Below are 21,238 nucleotides of genomic sequence, written 5' to 3' on the forward strand. Positions count from 1 at the left end.
CCAGGAATTGCCGAAGCCAATGAACTACCCCACCGCATAGGCGGATGGGGTTTCTGATGCCCCATCCACTTGACGGCAGGATTTTAGTCTCTTCCTCTGCCCCAGTTGCTTCATAGACCCGCAGGTCTTTGAAGTAGAGCTGAGACATCCAAGACTCACGAGGCTGGTTCCCAACCCCGGTTGCCGATTAGTGGCAACGTTGTACATCACCATCACCGAGCCGCGATCCCTGGGGATTTCAAACCCACAAGCCGAGCAGACATGATAACGGTTGCTCAAGTCCGCCCAGTTCGGGTGTACCGCACCACACTTGGGACAGCGTTGGCTCGGTTTGATGGCCTTGGTGGGAAGCAGGAGAACCAAACCTCCCTTCTGTTCGATTTTGTAGGTCAGCATCCGATTGAGTGTGCCGAAACCCACCGACAAAATCGACTTGTTTAGCCCTGCCTTGCGCTTCCCACCCTTGCGGGTCATCCCTTTGATATTTAGCTTCTCCGTTACGCCGTTCGCCTACGGCGGCGCGGAGCGCTTCGCCATAACGACAAGCTATCTCTGACGTAACTTTGTGTTGCCAGTCTTTGCGCTGACGGGCAACTTTGGCTTTGAGTTGCGCTTCCCGCCGGTGGATTTTCTTCCACCTTCTGGAAGCCTTGACGCCCTTTTTAGGGGCACGCTTTCTGCGCTTCAGTCTGGCGACTCTGCGAATCTTCTCCTCGCTCCGCTGGGTAAAGCGGGGATTGGCGATCTCCTGAAACTCCGCCCCATCAAACAAAGTCAGGGCGGTCTCTGTACCCAAGTCATAGGCAACTATAGATTCGTACTGCAAATCCGACTGCGAACCAAACTTTGGCTCAGGTACTGCCACCTCCACCGTGAACGACGCAAACCACTGCCGTCGGGAGGGCTTGTAAACAAGGGTCAGAGTGGTGGGCACACCCCAGTCTTTGGCTTTACCCCGCATTTTCAGGGTCATGCCCAAGTCATTGAGCGTGACCGTGCCATGCTTTCCCGTGCTATTTACTTTCCAACCTGACTGGGCAGGATACGTCCAGCCTGAATACCGGCGAATGGACTTGAACCTTGGCTTCCTGTTCAGTCCTTGGAAAAACCGTTGGTAAGCCACATCGACTCGCTTGACGGTGGCTTGCAGGGCTTGGGAGTTCAGTTGAGCAAACTCCGGCCACACCTGCTTGAACTCAGGCAGCAGATTCTGTTGCTCCAAGTAGCTAACCGTCCTGCGGTTGCGTTTGTATTCATACTCCCGATGAGCGATGCAGGCGTTGTACAAGTAGCAGTGGAGACGACGAGCAGACAACAAAACCTTTTGTTGTGCTTTGTTTGGATACAGTCGAAATGTCTGCCTTCTTGTTACCACTGCCCTTTTACCTAGCTCTCGCCCTTCAGTCGATTATTAGTATATCAAATTTTTGCGGTTAGGAGAAATTGCCATGACCCAACTAACTTAGGAGCGGCGCTCATGTCGTTTTCAGGATTTACCTGCACATTGTGTTTGTGACCAAGTACAGGCGCAAAGTTTTGACTGAAGCGATGTTAGAGGCGATGAAACCTGTTTTGGAATGGGTACTATCTGCAAACCGATGTTTTCTAACCTGAATTTCAAGAGGAACCGGATCATGTACATTTGCTGATTGACTTGCATCCCGATAACAATATTTCCCATCTAGTTTCGTCTCTAAAGTCAGCATCAAGCCGAATACTGAGGCAGCAATTCAAAGCAGAAATAGACAAGGTGTACTGGGGTAAAGCCAAGCTTTGGCATGATTCCAAGTGCATTATTTCCTGTGGCGGCGCACCGTTGGAAACAATAAAATCCTGTATCTAAAATCAGTCGGGCGGTGCTATCTATCCCCACCCTGTAGAGGGTGGGGAATTCCGCACGTTTTGTTAACCTTTCCCCAGGAAATAGCGGCGGCTGATCCCTTGGGCCAGCAAGACGAACAACACCAGGGATCCCTGAATCACACCGGCCAAAGAAGACTCCAATTGCAAAGAGAGAGGCAGTTGCAAGCTGCCGATGTTAAGACTGCTGAAGAAAAAGGCAATCGGCAAAATCAGCAGGGGGTTAAAGCCTGCCAGCATCACCACCAACAAGGCCAGAAAGCCCAAATTGCTGGAGATATTGGGGATGAGGCGATGGAACAGAGCCAACACCTGCAAGGCGCCCGCCAGCCCTGCTAAGCCCCCACAGCAGGCAAATGCCATGAGCAACCTGCGGGTAGCCGGGATCCCCAACCGGAAAGCAGCTACAGGGTTTTTCCCCACCGCCCGCAACTGCAGGCCGAAGCGAGTGTTGCCCACCACCAGCACCGTCAGGGCCAAAGCCAACAGGGCCAGCAGCAACGCCACCGGACTGGCCTCTGACCGCCCCCAGGTGGGCAACCACAGACGGGGATCCAACACTTCCGTCCCGCTCATGGAAGCCACCCCCGGCCTTTTCCAAGGGCCGAAGATCAGGTAGAGCACCCAACCTTGGGCAACAAAATTCAGCCCCAGCCCAGCGAAGATCTCGTTGACCCGCCCCCACACATTCAGGATCCCAGCCAACAGGCCCCAGCCCGCCCCCCCCAGGATCCCGGCCAAAAGCGCCAAGGTAATGGCCAGTGGCGGCGGCAACCATCCCGCTTCCAGACGCACCAGAAACGTGGCCGCAATTGCCCCGACCACCATTTGCCCTTCGATGCCCAAGTTGTAGAGACCGGCAACAAACGTAAACACCAGCCCACAGCAGCAGAGGACAAGGGGAGCCAGCGTTGCCAAAACCCGGCCAAACTGAGCTTCAGTGCCGAAGGCCCCCTGCCACATGCTGGCCGCCACCTGGAGAGGTGAAGCCCCCGCCAGCAGGATCACCCCCGCCACAAATAGCAGCGCTGCCAGCCAAGCCAATCCCTGGATTACCCAGGTACGCTCTAGAGACACCCACGACCGGCCCGATTCCGCTATTCCCGCCATGCTTTAACACTTCCTAGGATTCTTAAACTTAAGATTTTTAAACTCAAAGAGGCTCCCCGCTGCCCTGCTCCAAGAGGGGATCCAAACGGCGCACCAGTTGCCAGCCCTCCACCGCCGCCAGAGGTTGTAACCCCAAATCCCGGATCTCCACCTGTTCTGCCTGCACCGGAGAAACCCAAAGGTAGTCTCCATATTCCCCTCGTTGCAGAGCCTGATCATCCACCCATCTCCCCGGATTAGGGGTATAAAAAGCGATGGCCTGGGCCTGACAGACATCCGGCAAGCCGCTGCGGCCAATATCCACCACCGTCTCCCCAGCCTCTGTCGAGGACTCCGTCCCGCTAACGCGAACGGACGGGGGCAGCATCTGGCTCCAATCCATGCGGGCAAAAGCAGGGCTGAAGTTGCCGAAATCAGGCCGCAAGACGATGGTGATCATAGCGAGGATCCCGGCCAACAAGAGGGTTCCCACCCACAGACTGCCGGCACAGCGCAACACCCGCCGCCAACTCCAGATCCCCGGCAGCAAGAGGTACAAAAGACCCATCGCCACCAGCGGCCAAGCGTGGGATTGCAGAAGCTCCAGACCGTCTACGCCCAGCCGGACGGCCACCCCCAAACCCAACAGCAGCAGCCCCACCGCTGCCAGGCCCCAGGAGATCACCTGAGCCAGACGGGGCTTTAAGTGCAAGGACTCCGTCCCGCTAACGCGATCCGCACCGCTGACGCGACCCCGCATAGCCAACGCTTGATCCAAGGCTACCCCGGCCAAGAGAGCCAGCCAGGGGTAAAGCTGCACGGTGTAGTAGGGGGTTTTGGTGGGATAAAGCTGCAACAACAACAACAGCAGCAGGGGGAAAGACCAGATCAGCAGCGTGGATCCCGGCTGCTGGCGCACCAGGAGAAAGCCACCCACCAAAGCCAAAACCGTCCACGGGAAGCCATGAACGGGAATGTGCCAAAAGTAGTACCAGCCGGTGGCATCCGCATGGAAGGGCTCTTGCCCCAGATCCCACACCTTCCCCACCAGGGTGGTCAGCACCTGTGGGCCATACACCTGCATGGCTGGACCTAGCCAGAGGCCAAAAATCCCCAAGCCCAGCCCAAGCGCCAGCCAAAATGGGGCGGATCCCATCCAGCGGCGCCGTTGCTGCACGAGATAGGGGATCAAAGCCGCCCCCGGCAGCAGGATCATGGCACTTTTCATCAACAGGCCCAGCCCAAAGGCTACCCCGGTCAGCCAAAACCAAACCTTGTGGCCGTGGATGCCGTTGATCAGCCCCAGGATCCCCAGCAGCTCCAGAAAGGTGAGAGGTACATCCTGCCCCACCAGCCGCCCCTGCTGCACCCAGAGGTAGCACAAGGGCAAAATTGCCATCCCCAAAAGGACCGCCCGCATTGGCAAAAAAGGTCGCCCAATCCAGCCCACCAGGGGAATGGAGAGCAGAGCAGCGAGGATCCCCGGCAGCCGCGCCGCCCACTCATTCACCCCGTATAGGGCAAAACTGAAGGCCACGCTCCAGGTGAGCAGAGGGGGTTTCTCGAAAAAGGGCTCTCCCAAAAAAGTGGGCCCCAGCCAATCCCCTCTCCGCAGCAGCTCGCGGGCCATCTGGGCGTAAAAGCTCTCGTCGCAGCCGGCCAAACTGGGATCCGCCCCCGAGAGCACAAACAGGGGCACCGCCAAGCCCATCATCAGCAGGCTGAGGCCCCAAAAGGGCAGCAGATGAGGATTGCGGCGAAACCGGACAAAGGAGCTGGATCCCAGGGATCCCCTGGGGGGAGAAAAGCCTGGGCTGTTGTGACTACGCAACGCTGACGCGAAGAGGTGACTCAAAGGACGCATGGGACAAGGGAACGACAACAAGCAGCAGCCCTGCCCCAGCTTAAACTCTGCCGTGAGGGATCCGGTCTCCTCTCTTCAAGGAAGTTCCACGGATCCCTGTTCCTCCTGCACGGCGGCTAGCCCCTGAAACCACCCAAAAAATTGGTCGGCATAGGGTTGCAGAGCCGGTTCGAGAAAGTAGAAGTTCTCCCCTCGATCGGTGAACTCCCAGAACGAGGACTCCGTCCGAGTAGCGATAACAGCCGTGGTGGACTGTAGCTCTTGCCGGATGCTCTGTAGGCGCGCCAGGGGCTCGTGCTGCATATCCCAATAGATCAGCTTGGCCAAATCCTCCCGCCCACACCTGAGGAAATAGGCTGCCACCCGCACCTGGGTTTTGCGGATCCCACGCAGGGTAGTTTCCTGTTGCTCGCTTAAGGACTCCGTCCCGCTGACGCGAACGGGGTCTTGATCCAGGCGTAACAAGGCTTGCACAATGGCTTCCGTTGTTTCAGAGCCCAGAGCACAGCTCGACTGGGCCAACATTCCCAAATCGAAGCCAAAGGTTTCGGACAAGAAAAAGAGGCCCGCTCTGTAGGCAATCAGGCTGTAATAGCGAAAGTAGCCAACAATCTGCAAGACCAGAGCCGAATGGCGCTGTTGCAGGGCTGCCTCGGCCAACAAACGGTATTGCTTGAGCAGGTTGTAGCCGCTGCGGATGTCTCGCGCGTTGATGACGGCCCGCAGATAGGTATTGAAAAACTTGATCACCCACCCCGCTACCGTGAGTTGTTGGGTTTCCAGGGCGCGGATCCCCAGTTCCCGGCTGTGAATGGCCACCAGGGTGCTTGCCTGGCGCATGCCGTTTAGCCCCTCGGCAAACAAGGCTTGATACTGCCGCAGTATCTTCAGCTCCAGCCAGGATCCCTCTGCCTCAATCTGGCTCAAGAGTCCCTTATCCACCGAAGCAAAGTCTGGATCCCGCCGCAGAGCCGGGGTAAAGAGAAACCAGGCAGGGGGCAGTTGTGCTTTGTGAGCAGCATAGAAGACCCACAGAGACTTCAAGCTGTCCAAGGCTTCCAGGAGAATGCTCCCCTCCTACTGACGGAGAGCACTGGTGGCGATGCTTTTGATTTCATCCAGAGCCGAGAGGCAGCGCTGATGAGCTGGCGAGCATTCGCCCATTGGAGAGTGCTGCTCTGTTGCTATGCCTACGGCACCCTGTATTCCTGCGCATCGCTGTTGCTGCACAACGTTGTCGTGACGAGGCCGCAGTTGCAGTGAACAACGGGAGAAATAGCCCCTCTTGGATCCGGAGTCCGATCCTGATCTCCTGGAAGCAAGGGATCCCAGGATGGCCTGCCGCACTTGCTGCTCAATGCGATGGATAATCGAAGCCGGCTGCAAAAAGTGAAACACGAAGCGAAAGTAGGGGATCAGCATCAAAAACGAAGCTGTGCCCAGCAGCAGATTCAGACCGATGAGCAGCCCCAGACGTTGTTGCTCCACACCGCCGACGCGAACGTAAAGGCTCAGGGCTGCCGAACTCCACAAACTGACCACATTGGCCAGAATCAGGAAAAAGAAGAGGTAGAAATTGACTTTCTCGCGCAAAAACAGCTCCGTGACCTTGGGGGTGAAGCGATCCGCGCTCAACTGCACCACAATGGCCACCACCGAGAGGGTAAAGCCCAGCACCCCCGACAACACCTGAGCCAAGGTGGTTACAAATTCCTGCAAAGCTTCTGTATCCTGCGTGGATCCCGCCCGAACCAGGTTCAACCCGCTCTGGATCCAGCGGTGCCCACCCCAAGCCCAAAGCAAACCTGCCCCCACCACTGCAGCACTCCAGGGTAGAAAGCGGGGGCGACGCCCAACAAAGCCTGGATCTGTGTGTCTCTCTTTCACAATGGCCCTTCTCAGAGAGGGGGTGCCTCAATACTCGCTTAGAAGAGCTTCCACAAACTCGTAGCTGGAAAAAGGCCGCAGATCTTCTAGCCCCTCGCCGGCGCCGATAAAGCGGATGGGCAGGTTCATCTGCTGCGTAATGGCCAGGGCAATCCCCCCCTTGGCGGTGCTATCCAGCTTAGTCAGGATCACGCCGCTCAACTTGGCAGCCTCGGCAAATACCTCGGCTTGGCGCAACCCGTTTTGCCCTTGGGTGGCATCCAGCACCAGAAGGCTTTCTACCTTGGCTTCAGGAGCTTTTTTATCGACGATGCGGCGGATCTTGGCCAGCTCGTCCATCAGGTTTTTCTTGTTTTGCAGACGGCCTGCCGTGTCCACCAACAGCAGCTCTGTGCCCCTGGCCTTGGCGGCTGTGATGGCGTCAAAAACCACCGCTGCCGGATCGGCATTGGGAGAGGGATTGGCGATCACCTCTACCCCTGCTCGCTCTGCCCAAACCTTGAGCTGCTCCACAGCAGCAGCCCGAAACGTATCAGCAGCAGCAATCAGACAGCGGTACCCAGACTCGCGGGCAACATGGGCAATTTTGCCAATGGTGGTGGTCTTGCCCGCCCCATTCACCCCGACAATCAACCAAATGTTGAGCGTGTCCCGTTGCGGCGCAAAGGTGGGATCCCCCACCGTCAACATCTGCCGCATCTGCTGCTTGAGGTATTTGACGGCCTCCTCTGGGGGCACCACCTCCTCTCGCATACGCTTTTGTAGGGCTTGGATGATCTGCTCGGTGGCGTCGATCCCCACATCGGCCTGCAGCAACAGGGCCTCAATTTCTTCCACAGCCTTCTGATCCAGAGGGCCGCGGCCTACCAGGGCTTTCAACTGGTTGATCAGGTTAAGGCGGGTTTTGCCCAAGCCTCGCCGCAGCTTTTGCAGCCAGGAGATTTCCTCAACGGAAATCTCTTCCGGTTTGCGCCCTTGGGCCGCCAGGATCTCGGCTGACCAGCGGAAGCCCTCATCGAAGACCAGCTCTTCCGGCCCCGTCTCTGGAGAGGGAGCAACGGCTGGAGTCACCGGCTCGGGTTTGGGCTCATCCACGGCGCTGGCTTGCAGGGCTTGGAGACGCTCAGCAGCACGGGGAGCCAGATCGAAAAACGAGGGAGCTGCCGCCGGCTGCACAGGGGGCGATTCTGGAGATGCTGGTTCTTGTGTTGGAGTGGAGGACTGGACGGGTTCACGGGGTTCTGCTTGGGCAAGTGGGCCGGAGTCCTCAGTCGAGGCCGGTGGCTGCAGCTGGACGGATTCTGCAGGGATCCCTTCCGCTGGCGCAGGTGGGACAGAGTCCTGGGTTGCCGGTGGGGCTTGGGCAGCAGCACGGGCCTTCAGGTTGGCATAGGCGGCTTTGGCGAAGGCCAAATAGTCTTCCGGGGAGATCTCCGCCGGTTCCGGGGCCGGTGGCGAAGGCTCTGCTTCACCAGAAGAGTCGGTAGAGTCGGTATAGCGGCGGCGAAACCAATCGAAGGCCATAATCCCATCTCCAGCCTGGCTGATCTTTATCCAGTTTGACAGAGCAGCTCTCCTGCTAGAGCGCAGCCCTGGGGAGCTCATCCCTGCTCAATGGGGATCCCCGTTAGCGGGACAAAGTCCTTTCCAGCGTCTCCACCCGCACAAACCCAATCACCTGCAATTGGTCAGGCTCTATCTCCAGGCTGAGCACCCGCACCAGAATCCCGCTCTCTTCCAGCTCTTGCAGGTCAAACACCTCATTGAGCCCGCCCAAAAACGCTGCTGAGATCTCATCAGGAACCCGTACAGAACCGATCACAAACTCCGGATTCTCCAGCTTTAGGCTGCGCCCTTCCTCCATGCGGATTCCAGCGTTGAACACCACCTCCACTGCTCGCGTTGGCTGGACGGAGTCCTTCTGCTCGGTACCGCCGTCTTCCTCCACCAAAAGGGCAGAGAGCTGAATGCGGTTGGGATCCAAAAACTCGACGCGGGGCTGACGCAGATCGAAACGGCGAGCTTCCCTTCCCGCTCCCCCAAAAGGCAGATCGGCCCGGAGATCCTGAAACTGGCGGAGCACCTCTGGCATGTTGAGGGCAGCATTCAAGTCCTCTTCTCGCACCACCACCCGCACCGCAGCTTGCAGAGGTCGCGTCAGGCGCAAGGGAGCCCCCTGGAAAAAAGAGGGGTCAATTGCCACCGGATCGGTTTCCAGCTCCAGAAGCTCGATGCGGGGAAAGGGCGCTCGATAGAGCCCGCGACCGGCGATCAGCAGGCGATCCGCTTGGCCATTCAGCAGCCGGTAATTGGGCTGGCTTTGGATGCGCACCTCCAAAACCTCTGCCCGATCCAACTGATCCAACAGAAGCTGCCGCGCCGTCTGATCCGCCAGATAGCCCGCTCCTCCTCCCAAGCCCGCCAACAGCCCCAAGAGAACTGCCAGGATCTCCATGATCACTAACCGGATGTGCCCCAACCCAGGTTAGCAAGGGGATCCCTGGCCCACCTTGGGGATCCGGGCTAGCGCATCACCTTGAGGGGGCTGGCCTCAATGGGGCGATTGCCCATAAAGGTTTTGGCAATTTTCAGGCCATCAGCCATTATCGGGCGATTGAGCGCGGGGTCATGGATGAATTTGGCGCCAGAGGCAACCGTTGGGCGTCCCTCGCCCCAGGTGTCCACGACTTTGAGAGTTGCAGCAGTAACTGGACGTCCGTCGGCATAGTAATCCACCACTTTCAGGGTCGAAGCCCCAACCGGACGGTGGTCAATCTCAATTTCGCTGAACTTGACAGGGCTGGGAAACACCGGTGGGCCGGATTTCTCCTCCAGCAGTACCGGCATCTGAGCAGCCCCGGAGGCTCCATCAGCAGGCAGGGGAGCCAGGTTTAGAGCATTACCCGTTTGCGTTGGCGGAAGAGCGTCCTTTCCCATAGAAGAAGCCTCTTGCTCTGGAAGCGTGCCGGAATGACCATTTGGAACGGCCATAAGAAACTCCTGAGTTGGTAGAGATAATAGAGATAATGAACAAAACAGGACGGGAAAGGGCAGGAAGCTAGATCCCAGTGGAGCGCTGCAGAAGAGGGATATCCTTGGCAAGGCTAAAGGTTGGCCTCCCCAAGTTCAAATGAGTGAGACTGAATCTCGAATCTAAAAATATTCTAAACCAAAGTTTGGCATGGGATCCGCCGGCTGTGACCCAACGGTTCCTGAGACGATGCCGGCCAGTCGCGTTAGCGTTGCGCAGCTATGACGTCCTCTTCGCTTCAGCCACTCCCTGGCAAAATCCAAAGCGGACGGTACACTAGTGAGTTAGCAAAGTCTATGGCAGGGATCCCCTATTCCTATTGGCGCTGGGCAAGGTGGGCTACACCGGCTCTGTGGGCGTTGCTGCTTTGGTCTGCTCCTGCGGCTTGGGCTTCTGCCCCGGATGCGCCCCCATTTGACTTGGGTGTCGTCCGCTCCCGTTCTTTGCCGTGGAGACATCCTCTCCTTATTCCCGAGCAGAAGGATCCCATCCCAGCCACTCGCGTTAGCGGGACGGAGTCCTGGGTTGAGGTCGAGGTGACAGAGCATCCCTTTCTGGAGTTCACCCTTGAAGAAAGCAACGCAGCTATTGCCCTATTCGGCTGTGATTGCCCGGCCCACCTCAACCAGTTGCGGAGACTGCGTGGCCTGCCTTTGCTGTGAAGCATAGCTCCACCAGTAGCCATCCCCGACCAAGAAACACAGGAAGTCATCAAGGCCAAAGATTGGGAGCGAGAGCCATTTCAGCCGGCCTTGGGCAGAAGGGATCCCTCTGTGCCGAGTTAGGGCAGGACAGGGAGTAGCGGCAGGATCTCAATCTCGGTGCGTTGGGTTTGTTCGGGGGATCCGGAGGGCCAAATGGAGCCGCCGGAGCCGTGGAGTGGAACGGTCTGACCGGCTGGGCTGACCATGCCGTGCTGAATGATGAGCTGGTTGAGGCGGGCAATGCGCTCCGAGACGGGGGGATGGGTGCGCAGGAACTCTGGCACAGATCCGCGGGATTGCAACTTGGCCAAAAATTGCGGCATGCCCTGCGGGTCAAACCCGGCGCGATAGGCTGCCCCCAGACCTTTTTCATCGGCGATAAACTCGTTTTCACGGCTCTGCGGGCGCCGTACTCCCAATTCCAGGGCCAGAGCGGCCAGGGTACTGTCGTTGAGCCCCAACAATTGAGCCCCAAACTGGGCAGTGGCAGCCTGCTGCAGTTGTTGCAGGCCGTGGCGTTCGCCGATGTGGGCCACCTCGTGGGCCAGCACGGCGGCAATCTGGTCGTCGTTGTCGGCGGCTGCGAGGGCACCAGTGGTGATGTAGACAAAGCCTCCCAGTGTGGCAAAGGCGTTGATGTCGGGATCTTCCACCACTTGAAAGGTGTAGGGCAGATGGGGCCGTTCGCTGTGGGCGGCCACCCGTTGGCCAATGCGGTTCACCCGCTCGACCCAGTAGGGATCCGAACTGAGGCGAAGTTGTCCCCGCGCTTTCAGTTGTCGATCGATCTGGCGGCCTAAGCTCACCTCTTGGGCATCGTTCAACTGGCTCACCTGCAGCCACTGAAGGCCATGAATCAGCAAACGGCCCAGATCTTGGGCATGGGCAGGGGATCCCATCCCAGATGCCGCAAGAATGCTGAGTAGGGCAATGGCGACCGGTCTCACCGCGCGAGAACTCCACCCCTTGGAGAGGAGAGGATCCTGTCCTGCTGGCGCGAGCAGCCTGAGGGTGTGGCGAGGTTTCAACATCAGGAATTGGCTCCATCAAGTACCCTCAAGTTAGCGATCCCGAAGCAAGATTGTCCTGCCACCCAAGCGAAACCGCTTTGCTATCAAGGGCAACCGCCGAGAGAGTTTCCCCTGGCTTGGGGGAATGGAATAGGATAGGGCTCTATATTCAGGCAGACGTTTAAGGGCGGTCATGACGGGATCCCCTACATGGAACCCTGAAATCTCCCCATCTCCAGACTCCTGGGCCACGGGCAGCGTTTACTTTCGGTCGGATGCACAAGGGATTCATCTGCACTTGCCCAGCACCTTACCTTGGGAAGAGCTTTGGGAAAACCTGGTTTGGCAGTTGCGCAGCCGCAAACCCTACTGGGCCGGGGTCGCTCCCCTCACCCTCTGGAGCCAGCAGCGAGAGCTGGACATGCCCACCCTACAACTTCTTGCTGCCCTATTGTCTCAGCATGGACTGCAACTGTGGCGCGTTCAAACTCGATCCCGCTCGACAGCGATTGCAGCAGCGACGTTGGGGTATTCTGTGGAGCAATCTTCCCTTTTGGAGGCAGTTCCCCCTGCTCCCCCAGACACCACACCTCTGTACCTACGTTCGACAGTGCGCTCTGGCATGTCCGTGCGTCACAGAGGATCCGTATTCCTGTTGGGGGATCTCAACCCCGGCGGCGAGATCGTTGCCGGAGGAGATGTTTGGGTTTGGGGACGCTTGCGCGGCTTGGTTCACGCGGGGGCCAACGGCGACAAGGGGGCTGTAATCTTGGCATTGCAGTTGGAGCCCACTCAGTTGCGCATTGCCAATCAGGTGGCCCGTCCGCCAGAAGGCGGATCCCTGCCCAACACCCCTGAAGTGGTTTACCTACAGGAAGATGTCATCTGCATCGCCAGCCTTCAAGATTTTCTGCGGAGAGGAGTATGAGCCGAGTCATCGTCATGACCTCTGGTAAAGGTGGAGTCGGCAAAACCACCGTGACGGCCAACCTGGGCACTGCCTTGGCGCGCTTGGGTCGCTCGGTGGTGGTGGTGGATGCAGACTTTGGCCTGCGCAACCTGGACTTGCTGCTGGGGCTGGAGAATCGGGTGGTGTACACGGCCCTAGAGGTGATTGCCGGGGAGTGCCGCCTCGAGCAGGCTTTGGTGAAAGACAAGCGCACCCCCCATCTCTCGCTGTTGCCGGCAGCCCAAACCCGCAACAAAACGGCGGTGAATCCGGATCAGATGCGCCAGTTGATCGAGAAGCTGGCCAGCAGCCATGACTACGTGCTGATCGATTGTCCAGCAGGGATCGAACAAGGGTTTCGCAATGCCATTGCCGGGGCCAACGAGGCCATCATCATCACCACCCCAGAAGTGGCAGCGGTGCGGGATGCAGATCGCGTGGTGGGCTTGTTGGAAGCCGCCCAGATTTCATCGACTCAGCTCATTGTCAACCGCCTGCGCCCGGACATGGTGGCAGCCGGCCAGATGATGTCGGTGGAAGATGTGGTGGAGGTGCTGGCCATCCCGTTGGTGGGTATTATTCCAGAAGACCGCGAGGTGATCGTCTCCACCAACAAAGGGGAGCCCCTGGTTCTCTCCGCCAATCCAACTCTGGCTGCTCAGGCCATCCAGCGCATTGCCCGACGGCTAGAAGGGGAAGCGGTGGAGTTTCCCAAGCTGGCCAGCTTGAGCGAGTCTTTTTGGGAGCGGGCCAAACGGTTTTTAAACCAAAAGGTGCTCTGACAACTGTTTTGTCGTTTTTCCCCACTTTATCCAGATTGGAATGGCAATTTTGACCTGTTCACAACTTTCACAACTGAGTAACAAGGCCGGCAAAACCTATGCTCCTCGATTTTTTGGATCAGCTTTTTTCTCGGCACTCCGGCAACAGCCGCCATCAAGCCAAGCAACGGTTAAAGCTGATCTTGGCCCATGACCGCGCTGATCTCACCCCAGCGGCACTGGAATCGATGCGCCTAGAGATTTTGGGGGTGGTGTCGCGCTATGTGGAGCTAGATTCAGAGGGGATGCAGTTTCATTTGGCTACGGAAGGGGGAACGACTGCTCTCATTGCCAATCTGCCCATCCGTCGCGTTAAGCCCTTAGAGACGGGTCTCAGCCACCCGGAAGGCGAGAAAGCCTAGAAGGGGAGATTTTTGGCAGCATGTCGATTTGCTTTCAATTCCCAACAGAGCTGCCCAACGCCAGAGTGGTCGTCAAGCCCGCTCTGTGATACGTTGAGGTAGGTCGTGTGTACTGTAGCGAGAAGCAGGCTGAGTGTAGCTTTTGCAACTTCATGGGGCCGACACACATGAGTTAGCTCTGCGTGTTTGGGCTCATGAACTGCTGACGTGATGGGTAGAGCCCCCTTGACGATTGGAGACTTTTCAGCAGTTTGTATTGGCGTTAGCGTTGCGGAGCAACAACGACGTTAACGATGGCAGCGACGAGATTGTTAGCGTTCAGTAGCTGGAAAGGTAAGGGCTCCGTCCCGCTATTGCGTTCGGTTAAGCCTCAATATGCAAGATTCATTTGAGCTGACGATCCTGTTTACGCTAGCCCTGGTGGCTGGGATCGCTGCTCAGGTGCTGGCCAATTTTGTCAAAGTGCCCAGCATTGTATTCCTGCTGCTGTTTGGCCTGTTGCTGGGGCCAGATGGTTTGGGCTGGGTTCATCCCCAAGTCATGGGATCCGGGCTGGAAGCGCTGGTGTCGTTGGCGGTGGCTCTGATCTTGTTTGAGGGGGGACTGAACCTGCGGCTGCAACGTCTCAATCCGGTATCGGATAGCCTGCGCAATTTGGTTTTGTTGGGATCCCTGCTGACCCTGGTGGGGGGAGCGGCAGCAGCTCACTATCTGGGAGAGTTTCCCTGGCGGCTGGCTTTTTTGTTTGGATCCCTGGTGGTGGTAACAGGGCCGACGGTGATCAACCCCATCTTGAAGCGGGTACGGGTCGATCCGGCAGTCAGCACGCTCCTGGAGGGAGAAGGGGTGCTGATCGATCCCATCGGGGCCATTCTGGCAGTGGTGGTGCTGCAGGTGGTGCTCTCCGGCCATCCCAGTTTTCTCATGGCCTTGGAACAGTTGTCCAGCCGTCTGGCCATCGGGTCGGCGGTGGGAGCGCTGGGGGGCTGGCTGATGGGATCCTTCCTGCTTTGGTCGCGGCAGTTTTTAACCGAGGAGCTGCGCAACTCGGTGGTGCTGGCGGGGGCCCTGGGGGTGTTTGCCTTGGCCCAGTCGCTGCGATCGGAGGCGGGGCTGATGGCGGTGGTGATGGCGGGCCTGGTGGTGCGGCAGAAGGCGGCCATTGCCGAGCGGGGTGTGCGGCAGTTTCACGGCCAGTTGGTGGTGTTGGCCATCTCGGTGATCTTTATTTTGCTTACCGCCACGCTCTCCCTCAAGGCAGTGTTTGCCCTGGGCTGGGGATCCCTGGCCACGGTGCTGTGTTTGATGCTGGTCATCCGCCCCTTGAGCGTGTGGCTGTGTACCTGGCGCAGCGACCTGAATTGGCGGCAGAAGCTGTTTGTGGCTTGGCTGGCTCCTCGGGGCATTGTGGCGGCTTCGGTGGCCTCCTTGTTTGCCATTCTGCTGACAGAACGCGGCATTACTGGGGGAGATGCCCTCAAGGCGCTGGTGTTTTTGACCATCTCGGTGACGGTGACGGTACAGGGGCTGACCGCGGCTTGGGTGGCCCGTTGGCTGGGTCTGGATCAGGGCAGTTCCACCATAATCATCGGCGATCATCCCCTCACCAACCAATTGGCCCAGTTGATGCGCTCGCTCAACCAGACGGTCGAGGTGATCCCGTTGGTTTCTGGGTCTTCCAAAAATGGGCACGGCAGCTACAAAGCTCCCCACCCAACAGACGGTAAGGACTCCATCCCGCCATCCCGTAAGTCCTCCACATCCCTGCCAGGAACGCCGAAGCGTCGTCCAGCAGATGGCTTGCCCCCACAACTTCATTCCTCTGACGGCAACGGCACCCACAAGTCTGCCCCAAGCCAGGAAGTCGGCAAGCCAGAAGCCATCCCCGGATCCCTGCAGGAAGCTGTACTGAACGAGTCTGCTTTGTTGAAGGCCGATATCGACCATGCGGAAACTCTGTTGATCCTGACTCTGGATCCGCAGGTGAACTGGGCCATTGCCGAGTTGATGGTGAAACTCTCGGTTTCGGCCACCATCTGGACGGTGTTGCTGCCGGATATGCCCATCTCAGAAGGGATCCGCACCTTGCAGCCTTCCTTCCCCCAACTGCAGCGCTGGGCCGGCTATCTGGAGGCCAACCGGGCTGAGCTGCGCTCGATCACCCTACCCACGTTGGCAGACCTGGGCCTGCCTCTCCCTTTATCGCTACGTGACACTTCTGCGAATGCGGCCTCAACCCTGCCGGAGGCAGTGCGGAGCAATAAAGCTGATGTCTTGACGGCTCAAGAGTCGTTCCCGACAGCGGTGCGGAGCGCTTTTTCAGCACCAGCGCTGCCCAATCCCTTCCTGGCCCAGATGGGACTGGAGGATCCCACCCTTGAACGGCTGCGGGATCAGTTTGCCTATCGAATCAAAGCCGATCTATGCCTGCCCTTGTTGTTGGTGCGCCCGCAGCGGCTGAGGAGCGGCTCATCTCGACCGGGTCGGCTCTTCTACCTGCCTGAGCCAGACATTTGGCGACGCGGGGATCGCATCTACTACCTGGAGCGCGTTTCCAGCCCTGTGGATGCCGGTGCTCTCTCCGCCAAAGAGTCTGATTCCCAAGAATGGGATCCGTCGGCAGCCGTTCGCGTTCGCGACAGCGGTGCGGAGCACAACAGTGGGATAGAGTCTTTGTTGCCGCCCCAGTATGTTGAGGGCGTCAAGCTCCACTTTGATCTCTAGCCAGCCAGCGGCCACTGGGGATGAGGGAACACCCCTGCACCTGCTCAGGCCGACCCAGATAAACCCAGGCAAAGGTGCCGCTATCCAACTGCACCCACTGCCGTTCGTACACCCGCGGGTGGTCTTCCAGCTCGTCCAATCGGGGCAATAGACTCAAGGGGATGCGGTAGCACTCGCCGTAGAGCCGGTTTCGGCCACGAACTGCCATCGGGTAGGGGCCGAGACTGTAAAGATCAATGTGGTTGAGGCTGTCTGTCCCCAAAAATTCTGCCCCCTGCAGCAAGCTGTGGTATTGGCCGCCCCGCAGCAGGGATCCGTAGACAAAAACCACTGTGGTCGGTTGCATAGCGTTGCGGAGTAATACAGCTGCTTCACAGTGCCTTGAAAATTAGGGAGATTGCGTCCATTTTTGGCCAATGCGCGGCTCCGACCCGGCCAGTAGGCGCTCGATGTTGCGCCGATGAGCACCGATCACATACACCCCGCCCGCCAACGCAAACAACAAATAGGGCAAAGGTTGAGCTGTTGCCCACATCACCACCGGAGCCGCCACTGCCGCCAGCAGGGAGCTGAAGGAAACGATGCGGGTGAGGGCGAGCCCCAGCAGCCAGACGCCGAAAGTTGTCAGGGCTACTGGCCAAGCCATAGCCAACAAGATCCCCAGGCTGGTGGCCACCGATTTGCCCCCCCTGAAGCCCAGCCAGCAGGAACGGCTATGGCCGATCACTGCGAACAATGCCGCCAAAACCACCCACCACGCGGATCCCAAGGCCGATCCCAGAGCCACTGCTGCTGCCCCCTTGGCAGCATCCACCAGCAACACCAGCAGGGCGGGCCCCTTGCCCAACGTCCGCAACACATTGGTTGCTCCGGTAGAGCCGGATCCCTGTTGGCGAATATCGATGCCTCCCCACCAACGACCTACCCAGTAGCCGGTTGGAATGGATCCCAGGAGATAGCCCCCCAGCACCGCAAGAAGAGCCGTAAGCAATGCAGGCATAGCAGGATCTGGAACGCTCTTCCCTCACTTTGCCACAGGGTCTGAGCTGCAGCCGGGATCTTACCCCGTCCAGGAGCTTTTGGCTGTTTGCGGCCTCGTCTGCAACACCGTTACGTTCGCGCCAGCGGTGCGGAGCACTTTCCCCCTGCCGTGGGCCCCGAAGAGGCGGGACAGAGTTCTCTCCACCCAATATCGAGAGTCGCTAAATATCGAGAGTCGCTAAATATCGAGAGCCGCCAGATCCAAATGGGCACTGTGGGCCTCAATAAACTCCCGTCGGGGGCCAACGGCATCTCCCATCAAGATGGTGAAAATGCGATCCGCCTCCACCGCATCTTCGATGGTGATTTGTTTGAGGGTGCGCGTTGCCGGGTTCATGGTGGTCTCCCAAAGTTGTTCAGGCATCATTTCCCCCAGACCCTTGAACCGTTGGATGGTGTACTTGGTGTTGGCAGGCAGCCCCCGCAGGATTTGGTCTTTCTCGGCGTCGCTGTAGCAGTAGCGAACATTGTTGCGACCCCACTCGATTTTGTAGAGCGGCGGACAGGCGATATAGACATAGCCCTGTTCCAGAAGCGCCTTTTGATAGCGGTAGAAAAAGGTCAGCAACAGGGTGCGAATGTGGCTGCCGTCCACGTCAGCATCGGTCATGAGGATGATGCGGTGGTAGCGCAGTTGGCTGGGATCAAATTCATCGCCTTTAACTCCCAAACCCAGCGCTGTGATCATGGCCTGAATTTCGGCGTTTTTGTAGATCTTGGCGGGATCCGCCTTTTCAATGTTGAGAATCTTGCCGCGCAGGGGCAACACCGCCTGAAACTGCCGATCCCGACCCTGTTTGGCGCTGCCCCCTGCAGAGTCGCCCTCCACCAAATACACCTCAGATTCCGCCGGGTCGCGGCAACTGCAATCGGCCAACTTCCCCGGCAGCGTAGAAGATTCCAGGGCAGATTTGCGCCGCACCAATTCTCTGGCCCGCCGGGCTGCCTCGGCAGCATTGAAGGACTGGATGGCCTTATCGACGATCCCCCTGGCCACGTTGGGGTTGAATTCCAAGTACTCCGTGAGCGCCTCGGAGACGAGGGTTTGCACAATGCCCCGCACCTCGGTGTTGCCCAACTTGGTTTTGGTTTGCCCCTCAAACTCGGGGTTGGGCACCTTGACCGAGACGATGGCCGTCAACCCCTCGCGCACATTTTCTCCGGCCAGGTTGCTGTCGGAATCCTTCAGCTTGTTGAGTTTGCGGGCTTGGCTGTTGATGGTGAGGGTAAGAGAGGTTTTCAAGCCCTCCAGGTGGGTACCCCCTTCGTTGGTGCGGATGTTGTTGGCAAAGCCGATCAAATTGTCGGTGTACACATCCGAGCACCACTGCAGCGCCACTTCCACCTCCACGCCATCCCGCTCCCCTCGGATGTAGATGATGTCAGAGTGGATGGGCGTTTTTTCGTGGTTGATGAAGGCCACATATTCCTTGATGCCGCCTGCATATTGATAGGTTTCGCAGTGGGGCGGATCCCGCCGCAGATCGCTGAAGGTGATTTTCAAGCCGGCATTGAGGTAGGCCAACTCGCGAAAGCGGGCCGCCAATAGGGCATAGTCAAACTCTCGCTCGGGAAAGATCAGCCCATCCGGCTTGAAGCGCACCTCGGTACCCCGCCGATTGGATCCCTTGGGTTGGGGTTCAGATTTCAGGGATCCCACCACCGCCCCGCGCTCGAACCGTTGAAAGTAAACCTTGCCCTCTCGCCAAACCGTCACCTCCACCCATTCGGAGAGGGCATTCACCACCGATACGCCCACGCCGTGCAGCCCGCCGGAGACCTTGTAGCCGCCACCGCCAAACTTGCCCCCCGCATGCAACACCGTCAGCACCGTAACCAGGGCCGACTGACCGGTTTTGGGGTGGATGTCCACCGGAATGCCACGGCCATTGTCCAAGACGGCTACCGAGCCGTCGGGATGCAGGCTGATCTGAATATCGTCGCAATAGCCGGCCAGGGCCTCATCAACGGAGTTGTCCACCACCTCGTACACCAAATGGTGCAACCCCTTCGGCCCGGTGGAGCCAATATACATGCCAGGCCGCTTGCGCACAGCCTCCAAGCCTTCCAAAACTTGGATCTGCTCTGCACCGTAGTTTTCCGTCATTCCCAACTCCAATCCCGAGGAAGGCTCCCGGCCAAGATCAACAGAAACCCAGAAAAATTGACCTTAAAGGCCAGGAATCAGCTTATCATCAAAAAACTGTCCCCATGATAGCACAAAAGGCTAGAACGGCCACACAGACGCTTCTGAGGGCCAAGTTCAGGATGGGATGCAGGTACCGAAGTCAGGCCGTCTTGTCGAACTCTAACCCAGAAAGCTCTCCACCAACCCAGGCGGCGGCTGCACGTGAAGCGCGCCTTTTTCCAAGTCCACGACAGGCACCAGGGCTTTCACAAAGGGGATCAACACCTGCCGGTGATCAGGGGTTGTTATCTCCAGCACATCCTGGCCGGCTGCCAAAATCCCCGAAACCTGTCCCAGCAGCTCCCCCTGGCGATAGACGGTCAAGCCGATGAGATCGCGGTAGTGGTACTCTTCCGGCTGCAAGGGCAAGCGGTGGGAAGCCGGTACCAGCAGCCTAGCCCCCACCCAGGTCTCAGCCACCGTTCGATCGGGGATCCCTTCCAGTCGCACCAAATAAAGACCCTTAGCCGGGAAAAACTGCCCCTCGATCAAGGGGTGCAGCAGGGGCTCGGGATCCGTATCCCGCTGCAACCAGCGTGGTCCAGGCTCTGTGAGGCGTTCTGGGAAATCCGACCAGCACCTAACCCGCAGCCAGCCCCGCAAGCCGTGAGCCGCCACCACCTGTCCCACCAGCAGCCAATCGGGATCCCGGGCCATCATGGTCGGTCAAACTCAGTCGAGCCGCGGAAAGTCCACTTCGGTTGGGAAAGAAGCCGGGGTACGCAGCTTCTGAGAGGCCGCCGCGCGAGATCCTTCCCCACCCTTGGCCACGTCCACCATGGAGAGCAGCCCTTGCAGGGTGCCAGGGATCGAATTGGGATCCATGAAGATTACCTTGGCGCTGGGACTGCTGCCTACCTTGAAGCCCATGTCGATATAGTTTTGCGCCATCAGGTATTGCAACGCATTGGCTGCCTCTGGATTCTCTTGCAAAGTGGCGGCGATGGTCTTGATGGCTTCAGCCGTGCCCTCAGCCAACAGCAGCCGCTCCCGTTTCTCCGCTTCTGCCCGCAATAGCTGCGCCTTGGCGGCCCCAGCCGCTTGGTTGATGCTGGCCTGCTGCTCCCCTTCTGATTTCAGAATAGCGGCCCGCTTCTCCCGCTCGGCAGCCATCTGCTTTTCCATCGAGTCTTGCACAGTCTTAGAGGGTTGAATGTCCCTGACTTCCACGCGGGTGATCTTGATCCCCCAGGGATCTGTGGCCTCGTCCAGCTCTGTCAAAAGGCGAGCGTTGATCTCGGCGCGGGAGGAAAAGGTTTGATCCAAATCCATACGGCCAATTTCGGCGCGCAAGGCCGTCAGCACCAGGTTAATCAAAGCCCGCTGCACATCCTCGACCGCATAGCGGGCCTTGATCATGTCGGTGATGCGCCAGTAGACCACCGCATCGGCCATCAAAGAGACGTTGTCGCTGGTGATGCACTGCTGAGGAGGCACATCCAACACCTTCTCGCGGATGGTTTCCCGGAACACAATCCTATCGATGGGGGGAAGAATAAAGTGCAATCCTGGGGTCAACTTGCGGTGAAACCTGCCTAAACGCTCTACCAGTGCCTCATATCCCTGGCTGATGATTTTGACCGAGTTGAACAGGTAGCCGATAAAGATCAGGGCAATGGCCGCTAAGATACCTGGCATAGGGCTTTCCTCCTGATGGGGAGTTCAGTCCCCATTCTAGACGGTTGCTAGACGGTTGTTGGGACTGCTC

The 21,238-nt window shown here is 58.4% G+C and carries 20 protein-coding genes and 1 pseudogene; 6 read left to right on the top strand and 15 right to left on the bottom strand.

Features of this window, described 5'->3' with window-relative positions; genetic code table 11:
* Window positions 1-24 precede the first annotated feature (24 nt).
* Entirely contained in the window at window positions 25-354 is a 330-nt protein-coding gene (locus tag ACVWVQ_RS05935) for a zinc ribbon domain-containing protein (RefSeq protein ID WP_457465763.1), read from the bottom strand.
* On the bottom strand, window positions 239-1,315 hold the full coding sequence (locus tag ACVWVQ_RS05940) for an RNA-guided endonuclease InsQ/TnpB family protein (protein WP_457507399.1): 1,077 nt from the start codon (window positions 1,313-1,315) through the stop codon (window positions 239-241). The genes ACVWVQ_RS05935 and ACVWVQ_RS05940 overlap by 116 nt, the downstream gene beginning before the upstream one ends.
* 176 nt (window positions 1,316-1,491) lie before the next feature.
* Here ACVWVQ_RS05940 and tnpA point away from each other — a divergent pair.
* Window positions 1,492-1,843 (top strand): annotated as a pseudogene (tnpA, locus tag ACVWVQ_RS05945) (IS200/IS605 family transposase).
* A 62-nt stretch (window positions 1,844-1,905) separates the two neighbouring features.
* Here the strand turns inward: tnpA and ACVWVQ_RS05950 are convergent.
* From ACVWVQ_RS05950 to ACVWVQ_RS05980, 7 genes are all read right to left on the bottom strand, one after another.
* The gene (locus tag ACVWVQ_RS05950; RefSeq protein WP_011431976.1) at window positions 1,906-2,970 is read right to left on the bottom strand and encodes an ABC transporter permease; all 1,065 of its coding nucleotides are present in this window, start codon (window positions 2,968-2,970) and stop codon (window positions 1,906-1,908) included.
* A 43-nt stretch (window positions 2,971-3,013) separates the two neighbouring features.
* On the bottom strand, window positions 3,014-4,813 hold the full coding sequence (locus ACVWVQ_RS05955) for an ArnT family glycosyltransferase (RefSeq protein WP_457507401.1): 1,800 nt from the start codon (window positions 4,811-4,813) through the stop codon (window positions 3,014-3,016).
* A gap of 75 nt (window positions 4,814-4,888) precedes the next feature.
* Window positions 4,889-5,857, bottom strand: a complete 969-nt coding sequence (locus tag ACVWVQ_RS05960; protein ID WP_457507403.1) for a hypothetical protein — start codon at window positions 5,855-5,857, stop codon at window positions 4,889-4,891.
* Window positions 5,858-5,890: 33 nt separating this feature from the next.
* A complete protein-coding gene (locus tag ACVWVQ_RS05965; protein ID WP_457507405.1) occupies window positions 5,891-6,700 on the bottom strand; it encodes a DUF2254 family protein in 810 nt (269 codons plus the stop codon).
* Between the two features lie 27 nt (window positions 6,701-6,727).
* Window positions 6,728-8,224, bottom strand: a complete 1,497-nt coding sequence (gene ftsY / locus ACVWVQ_RS05970) for a signal recognition particle-docking protein FtsY (protein ID WP_457465611.1) — start codon at window positions 8,222-8,224, stop codon at window positions 6,728-6,730.
* Window positions 8,225-8,327: 103 nt separating this feature from the next.
* Entirely contained in the window at window positions 8,328-9,155 is an 828-nt protein-coding gene (locus tag ACVWVQ_RS05975; RefSeq protein ID WP_414356175.1) for an LmeA family phospholipid-binding protein, read from the bottom strand.
* 68 nt (window positions 9,156-9,223) lie between these two features.
* On the bottom strand, window positions 9,224-9,691 hold the full coding sequence (locus ACVWVQ_RS05980; protein WP_457507407.1) for a hypothetical protein: 468 nt from the start codon (window positions 9,689-9,691) through the stop codon (window positions 9,224-9,226).
* A 336-nt stretch (window positions 9,692-10,027) separates the two neighbouring features.
* On the opposite strand from ACVWVQ_RS05980, the gene ACVWVQ_RS05985 reads away from it, so the two are divergent.
* Window positions 10,028-10,393, top strand: a complete 366-nt coding sequence (locus ACVWVQ_RS05985; RefSeq protein ID WP_457507409.1) for a hypothetical protein — start codon at window positions 10,028-10,030, stop codon at window positions 10,391-10,393.
* Between the two features lie 119 nt (window positions 10,394-10,512).
* Here ACVWVQ_RS05985 and ACVWVQ_RS05990 read toward each other — a convergent pair whose 3' ends face one another.
* Window positions 10,513-11,466 (bottom strand): M48 family metallopeptidase, encoded by a 954-nt coding sequence (locus tag ACVWVQ_RS05990; protein ID WP_011431982.1) that lies wholly within the window; start codon window positions 11,464-11,466, stop codon window positions 10,513-10,515.
* Window positions 11,467-11,638: 172 nt separating this feature from the next.
* Here ACVWVQ_RS05990 and minC point away from each other — a divergent pair, with 172 nt between their 5' ends.
* From minC to ACVWVQ_RS06010, 4 genes are all read left to right on the top strand, one after another.
* Window positions 11,639-12,373 (top strand): septum site-determining protein MinC, encoded by a 735-nt coding sequence (gene minC / locus ACVWVQ_RS05995; RefSeq protein WP_457507410.1) that lies wholly within the window; start codon window positions 11,639-11,641, stop codon window positions 12,371-12,373.
* Window positions 12,370-13,176 carry a septum site-determining protein MinD gene (gene minD, locus ACVWVQ_RS06000; protein WP_414356180.1) on the top strand — a complete coding sequence of 269 codons (807 nt, stop codon included), beginning with the start codon at window positions 12,370-12,372 and terminating at the stop codon, window positions 13,174-13,176. Before minC ends, minD begins: the two co-directional genes overlap by 4 nt.
* Window positions 13,177-13,274: 98 nt before the next feature.
* Window positions 13,275-13,577, top strand: coding sequence for a cell division topological specificity factor MinE (minE, locus tag ACVWVQ_RS06005; protein ID WP_414356181.1), 303 nt, complete (start codon window positions 13,275-13,277; stop codon window positions 13,575-13,577).
* A 375-nt stretch (window positions 13,578-13,952) separates the two neighbouring features.
* Window positions 13,953-16,301 carry a cation:proton antiporter domain-containing protein gene (locus tag ACVWVQ_RS06010; protein ID WP_457507412.1) on the top strand — a complete coding sequence of 783 codons (2,349 nt, stop codon included), beginning with the start codon at window positions 13,953-13,955 and terminating at the stop codon, window positions 16,299-16,301.
* Here ACVWVQ_RS06010 and ACVWVQ_RS06015 read toward each other — a convergent pair.
* The 5 genes from ACVWVQ_RS06015 to ACVWVQ_RS06035 form a co-directional block, all read right to left on the bottom strand.
* Complete coding sequence (locus ACVWVQ_RS06015; protein WP_414329655.1) at window positions 16,279-16,647, bottom strand: gamma-glutamylcyclotransferase family protein; 369 nt, start codon at window positions 16,645-16,647, stop codon at window positions 16,279-16,281. The two genes, ACVWVQ_RS06010 and ACVWVQ_RS06015, sit on opposite strands and share 23 nt — an antisense overlap.
* 42 nt (window positions 16,648-16,689) lie before the next feature.
* Complete coding sequence (plsY, locus tag ACVWVQ_RS06020; protein WP_041436109.1) at window positions 16,690-17,301, bottom strand: glycerol-3-phosphate 1-O-acyltransferase PlsY; 612 nt, start codon at window positions 17,299-17,301, stop codon at window positions 16,690-16,692.
* Between the two features lie 219 nt (window positions 17,302-17,520).
* Entirely contained in the window at window positions 17,521-19,449 is a 1,929-nt protein-coding gene (gyrB, locus tag ACVWVQ_RS06025; protein WP_457507414.1) for a DNA topoisomerase (ATP-hydrolyzing) subunit B, read from the bottom strand.
* Between the two features lie 201 nt (window positions 19,450-19,650).
* Window positions 19,651-20,190 carry a ribosome maturation factor RimM gene (gene rimM / locus ACVWVQ_RS06030; protein ID WP_457507416.1) on the bottom strand — a complete coding sequence of 180 codons (540 nt, stop codon included), beginning with the start codon at window positions 20,188-20,190 and terminating at the stop codon, window positions 19,651-19,653.
* Window positions 20,191-20,202: 12 nt separating this feature from the next.
* The gene (locus ACVWVQ_RS06035; protein ID WP_457507418.1) at window positions 20,203-21,168 is read right to left on the bottom strand and encodes an SPFH domain-containing protein; all 966 of its coding nucleotides are present in this window, start codon (window positions 21,166-21,168) and stop codon (window positions 20,203-20,205) included.
* Window positions 21,169-21,238 lie beyond the last annotated feature (70 nt).

This window comes from Thermostichus sp. MS-CIW-36 (genome assembly GCF_054059035.1).

Bases quoted from the DNA above. Each gene is read 5' to 3' on its own strand.
- ACVWVQ_RS05950 (WP_011431976.1), bottom strand. From the start codon at position 2,970: ATGGCGGGAATAGCGGAATCGGGCCGGTCGTGGGTGTCTCTAGAGCGT.
- ACVWVQ_RS06010 (WP_457507412.1), top strand. From the start codon at position 13,953: ATGCAAGATTCATTTGAGCTGACGATCCTGTTTACGCTAGCCCTGGTG.
- minC (WP_457507410.1), top strand. From the start codon at position 11,639: ATGACGGGATCCCCTACATGGAACCCTGAAATCTCCCCATCTCCAGAC.
- minD (WP_414356180.1), top strand. From the start codon at position 12,370: ATGAGCCGAGTCATCGTCATGACCTCTGGTAAAGGTGGAGTCGGCAAA.
- ACVWVQ_RS06035 (WP_457507418.1), bottom strand. From the start codon at position 21,168: ATGCCAGGTATCTTAGCGGCCATTGCCCTGATCTTTATCGGCTACCTG.
- minE (WP_414356181.1), top strand. From the start codon at position 13,275: ATGCTCCTCGATTTTTTGGATCAGCTTTTTTCTCGGCACTCCGGCAAC.
- ACVWVQ_RS05975 (WP_414356175.1), bottom strand. From the start codon at position 9,155: ATGGAGATCCTGGCAGTTCTCTTGGGGCTGTTGGCGGGCTTGGGAGGA.
- gyrB (WP_457507414.1), bottom strand. From the start codon at position 19,449: ATGACGGAAAACTACGGTGCAGAGCAGATCCAAGTTTTGGAAGGCTTG.
- ACVWVQ_RS05985 (WP_457507409.1), top strand. From the start codon at position 10,028: ATGGCAGGGATCCCCTATTCCTATTGGCGCTGGGCAAGGTGGGCTACA.
- rimM (WP_457507416.1), bottom strand. From the start codon at position 20,190: ATGATGGCCCGGGATCCCGATTGGCTGCTGGTGGGACAGGTGGTGGCG.
- ACVWVQ_RS05990 (WP_011431982.1), bottom strand. From the start codon at position 11,466: ATGTTGAAACCTCGCCACACCCTCAGGCTGCTCGCGCCAGCAGGACAG.
- ftsY (WP_457465611.1), bottom strand. From the start codon at position 8,224: ATGGCCTTCGATTGGTTTCGCCGCCGCTATACCGACTCTACCGACTCT.
- plsY (WP_041436109.1), bottom strand. From the start codon at position 17,301: ATGCCTGCATTGCTTACGGCTCTTCTTGCGGTGCTGGGGGGCTATCTC.
- ACVWVQ_RS05955 (WP_457507401.1), bottom strand. From the start codon at position 4,813: ATGCGTCCTTTGAGTCACCTCTTCGCGTCAGCGTTGCGTAGTCACAAC.
- ACVWVQ_RS05980 (WP_457507407.1), bottom strand. From the start codon at position 9,691: ATGGCCGTTCCAAATGGTCATTCCGGCACGCTTCCAGAGCAAGAGGCT.
- ACVWVQ_RS06015 (WP_414329655.1), bottom strand. From the start codon at position 16,647: ATGCAACCGACCACAGTGGTTTTTGTCTACGGATCCCTGCTGCGGGGC.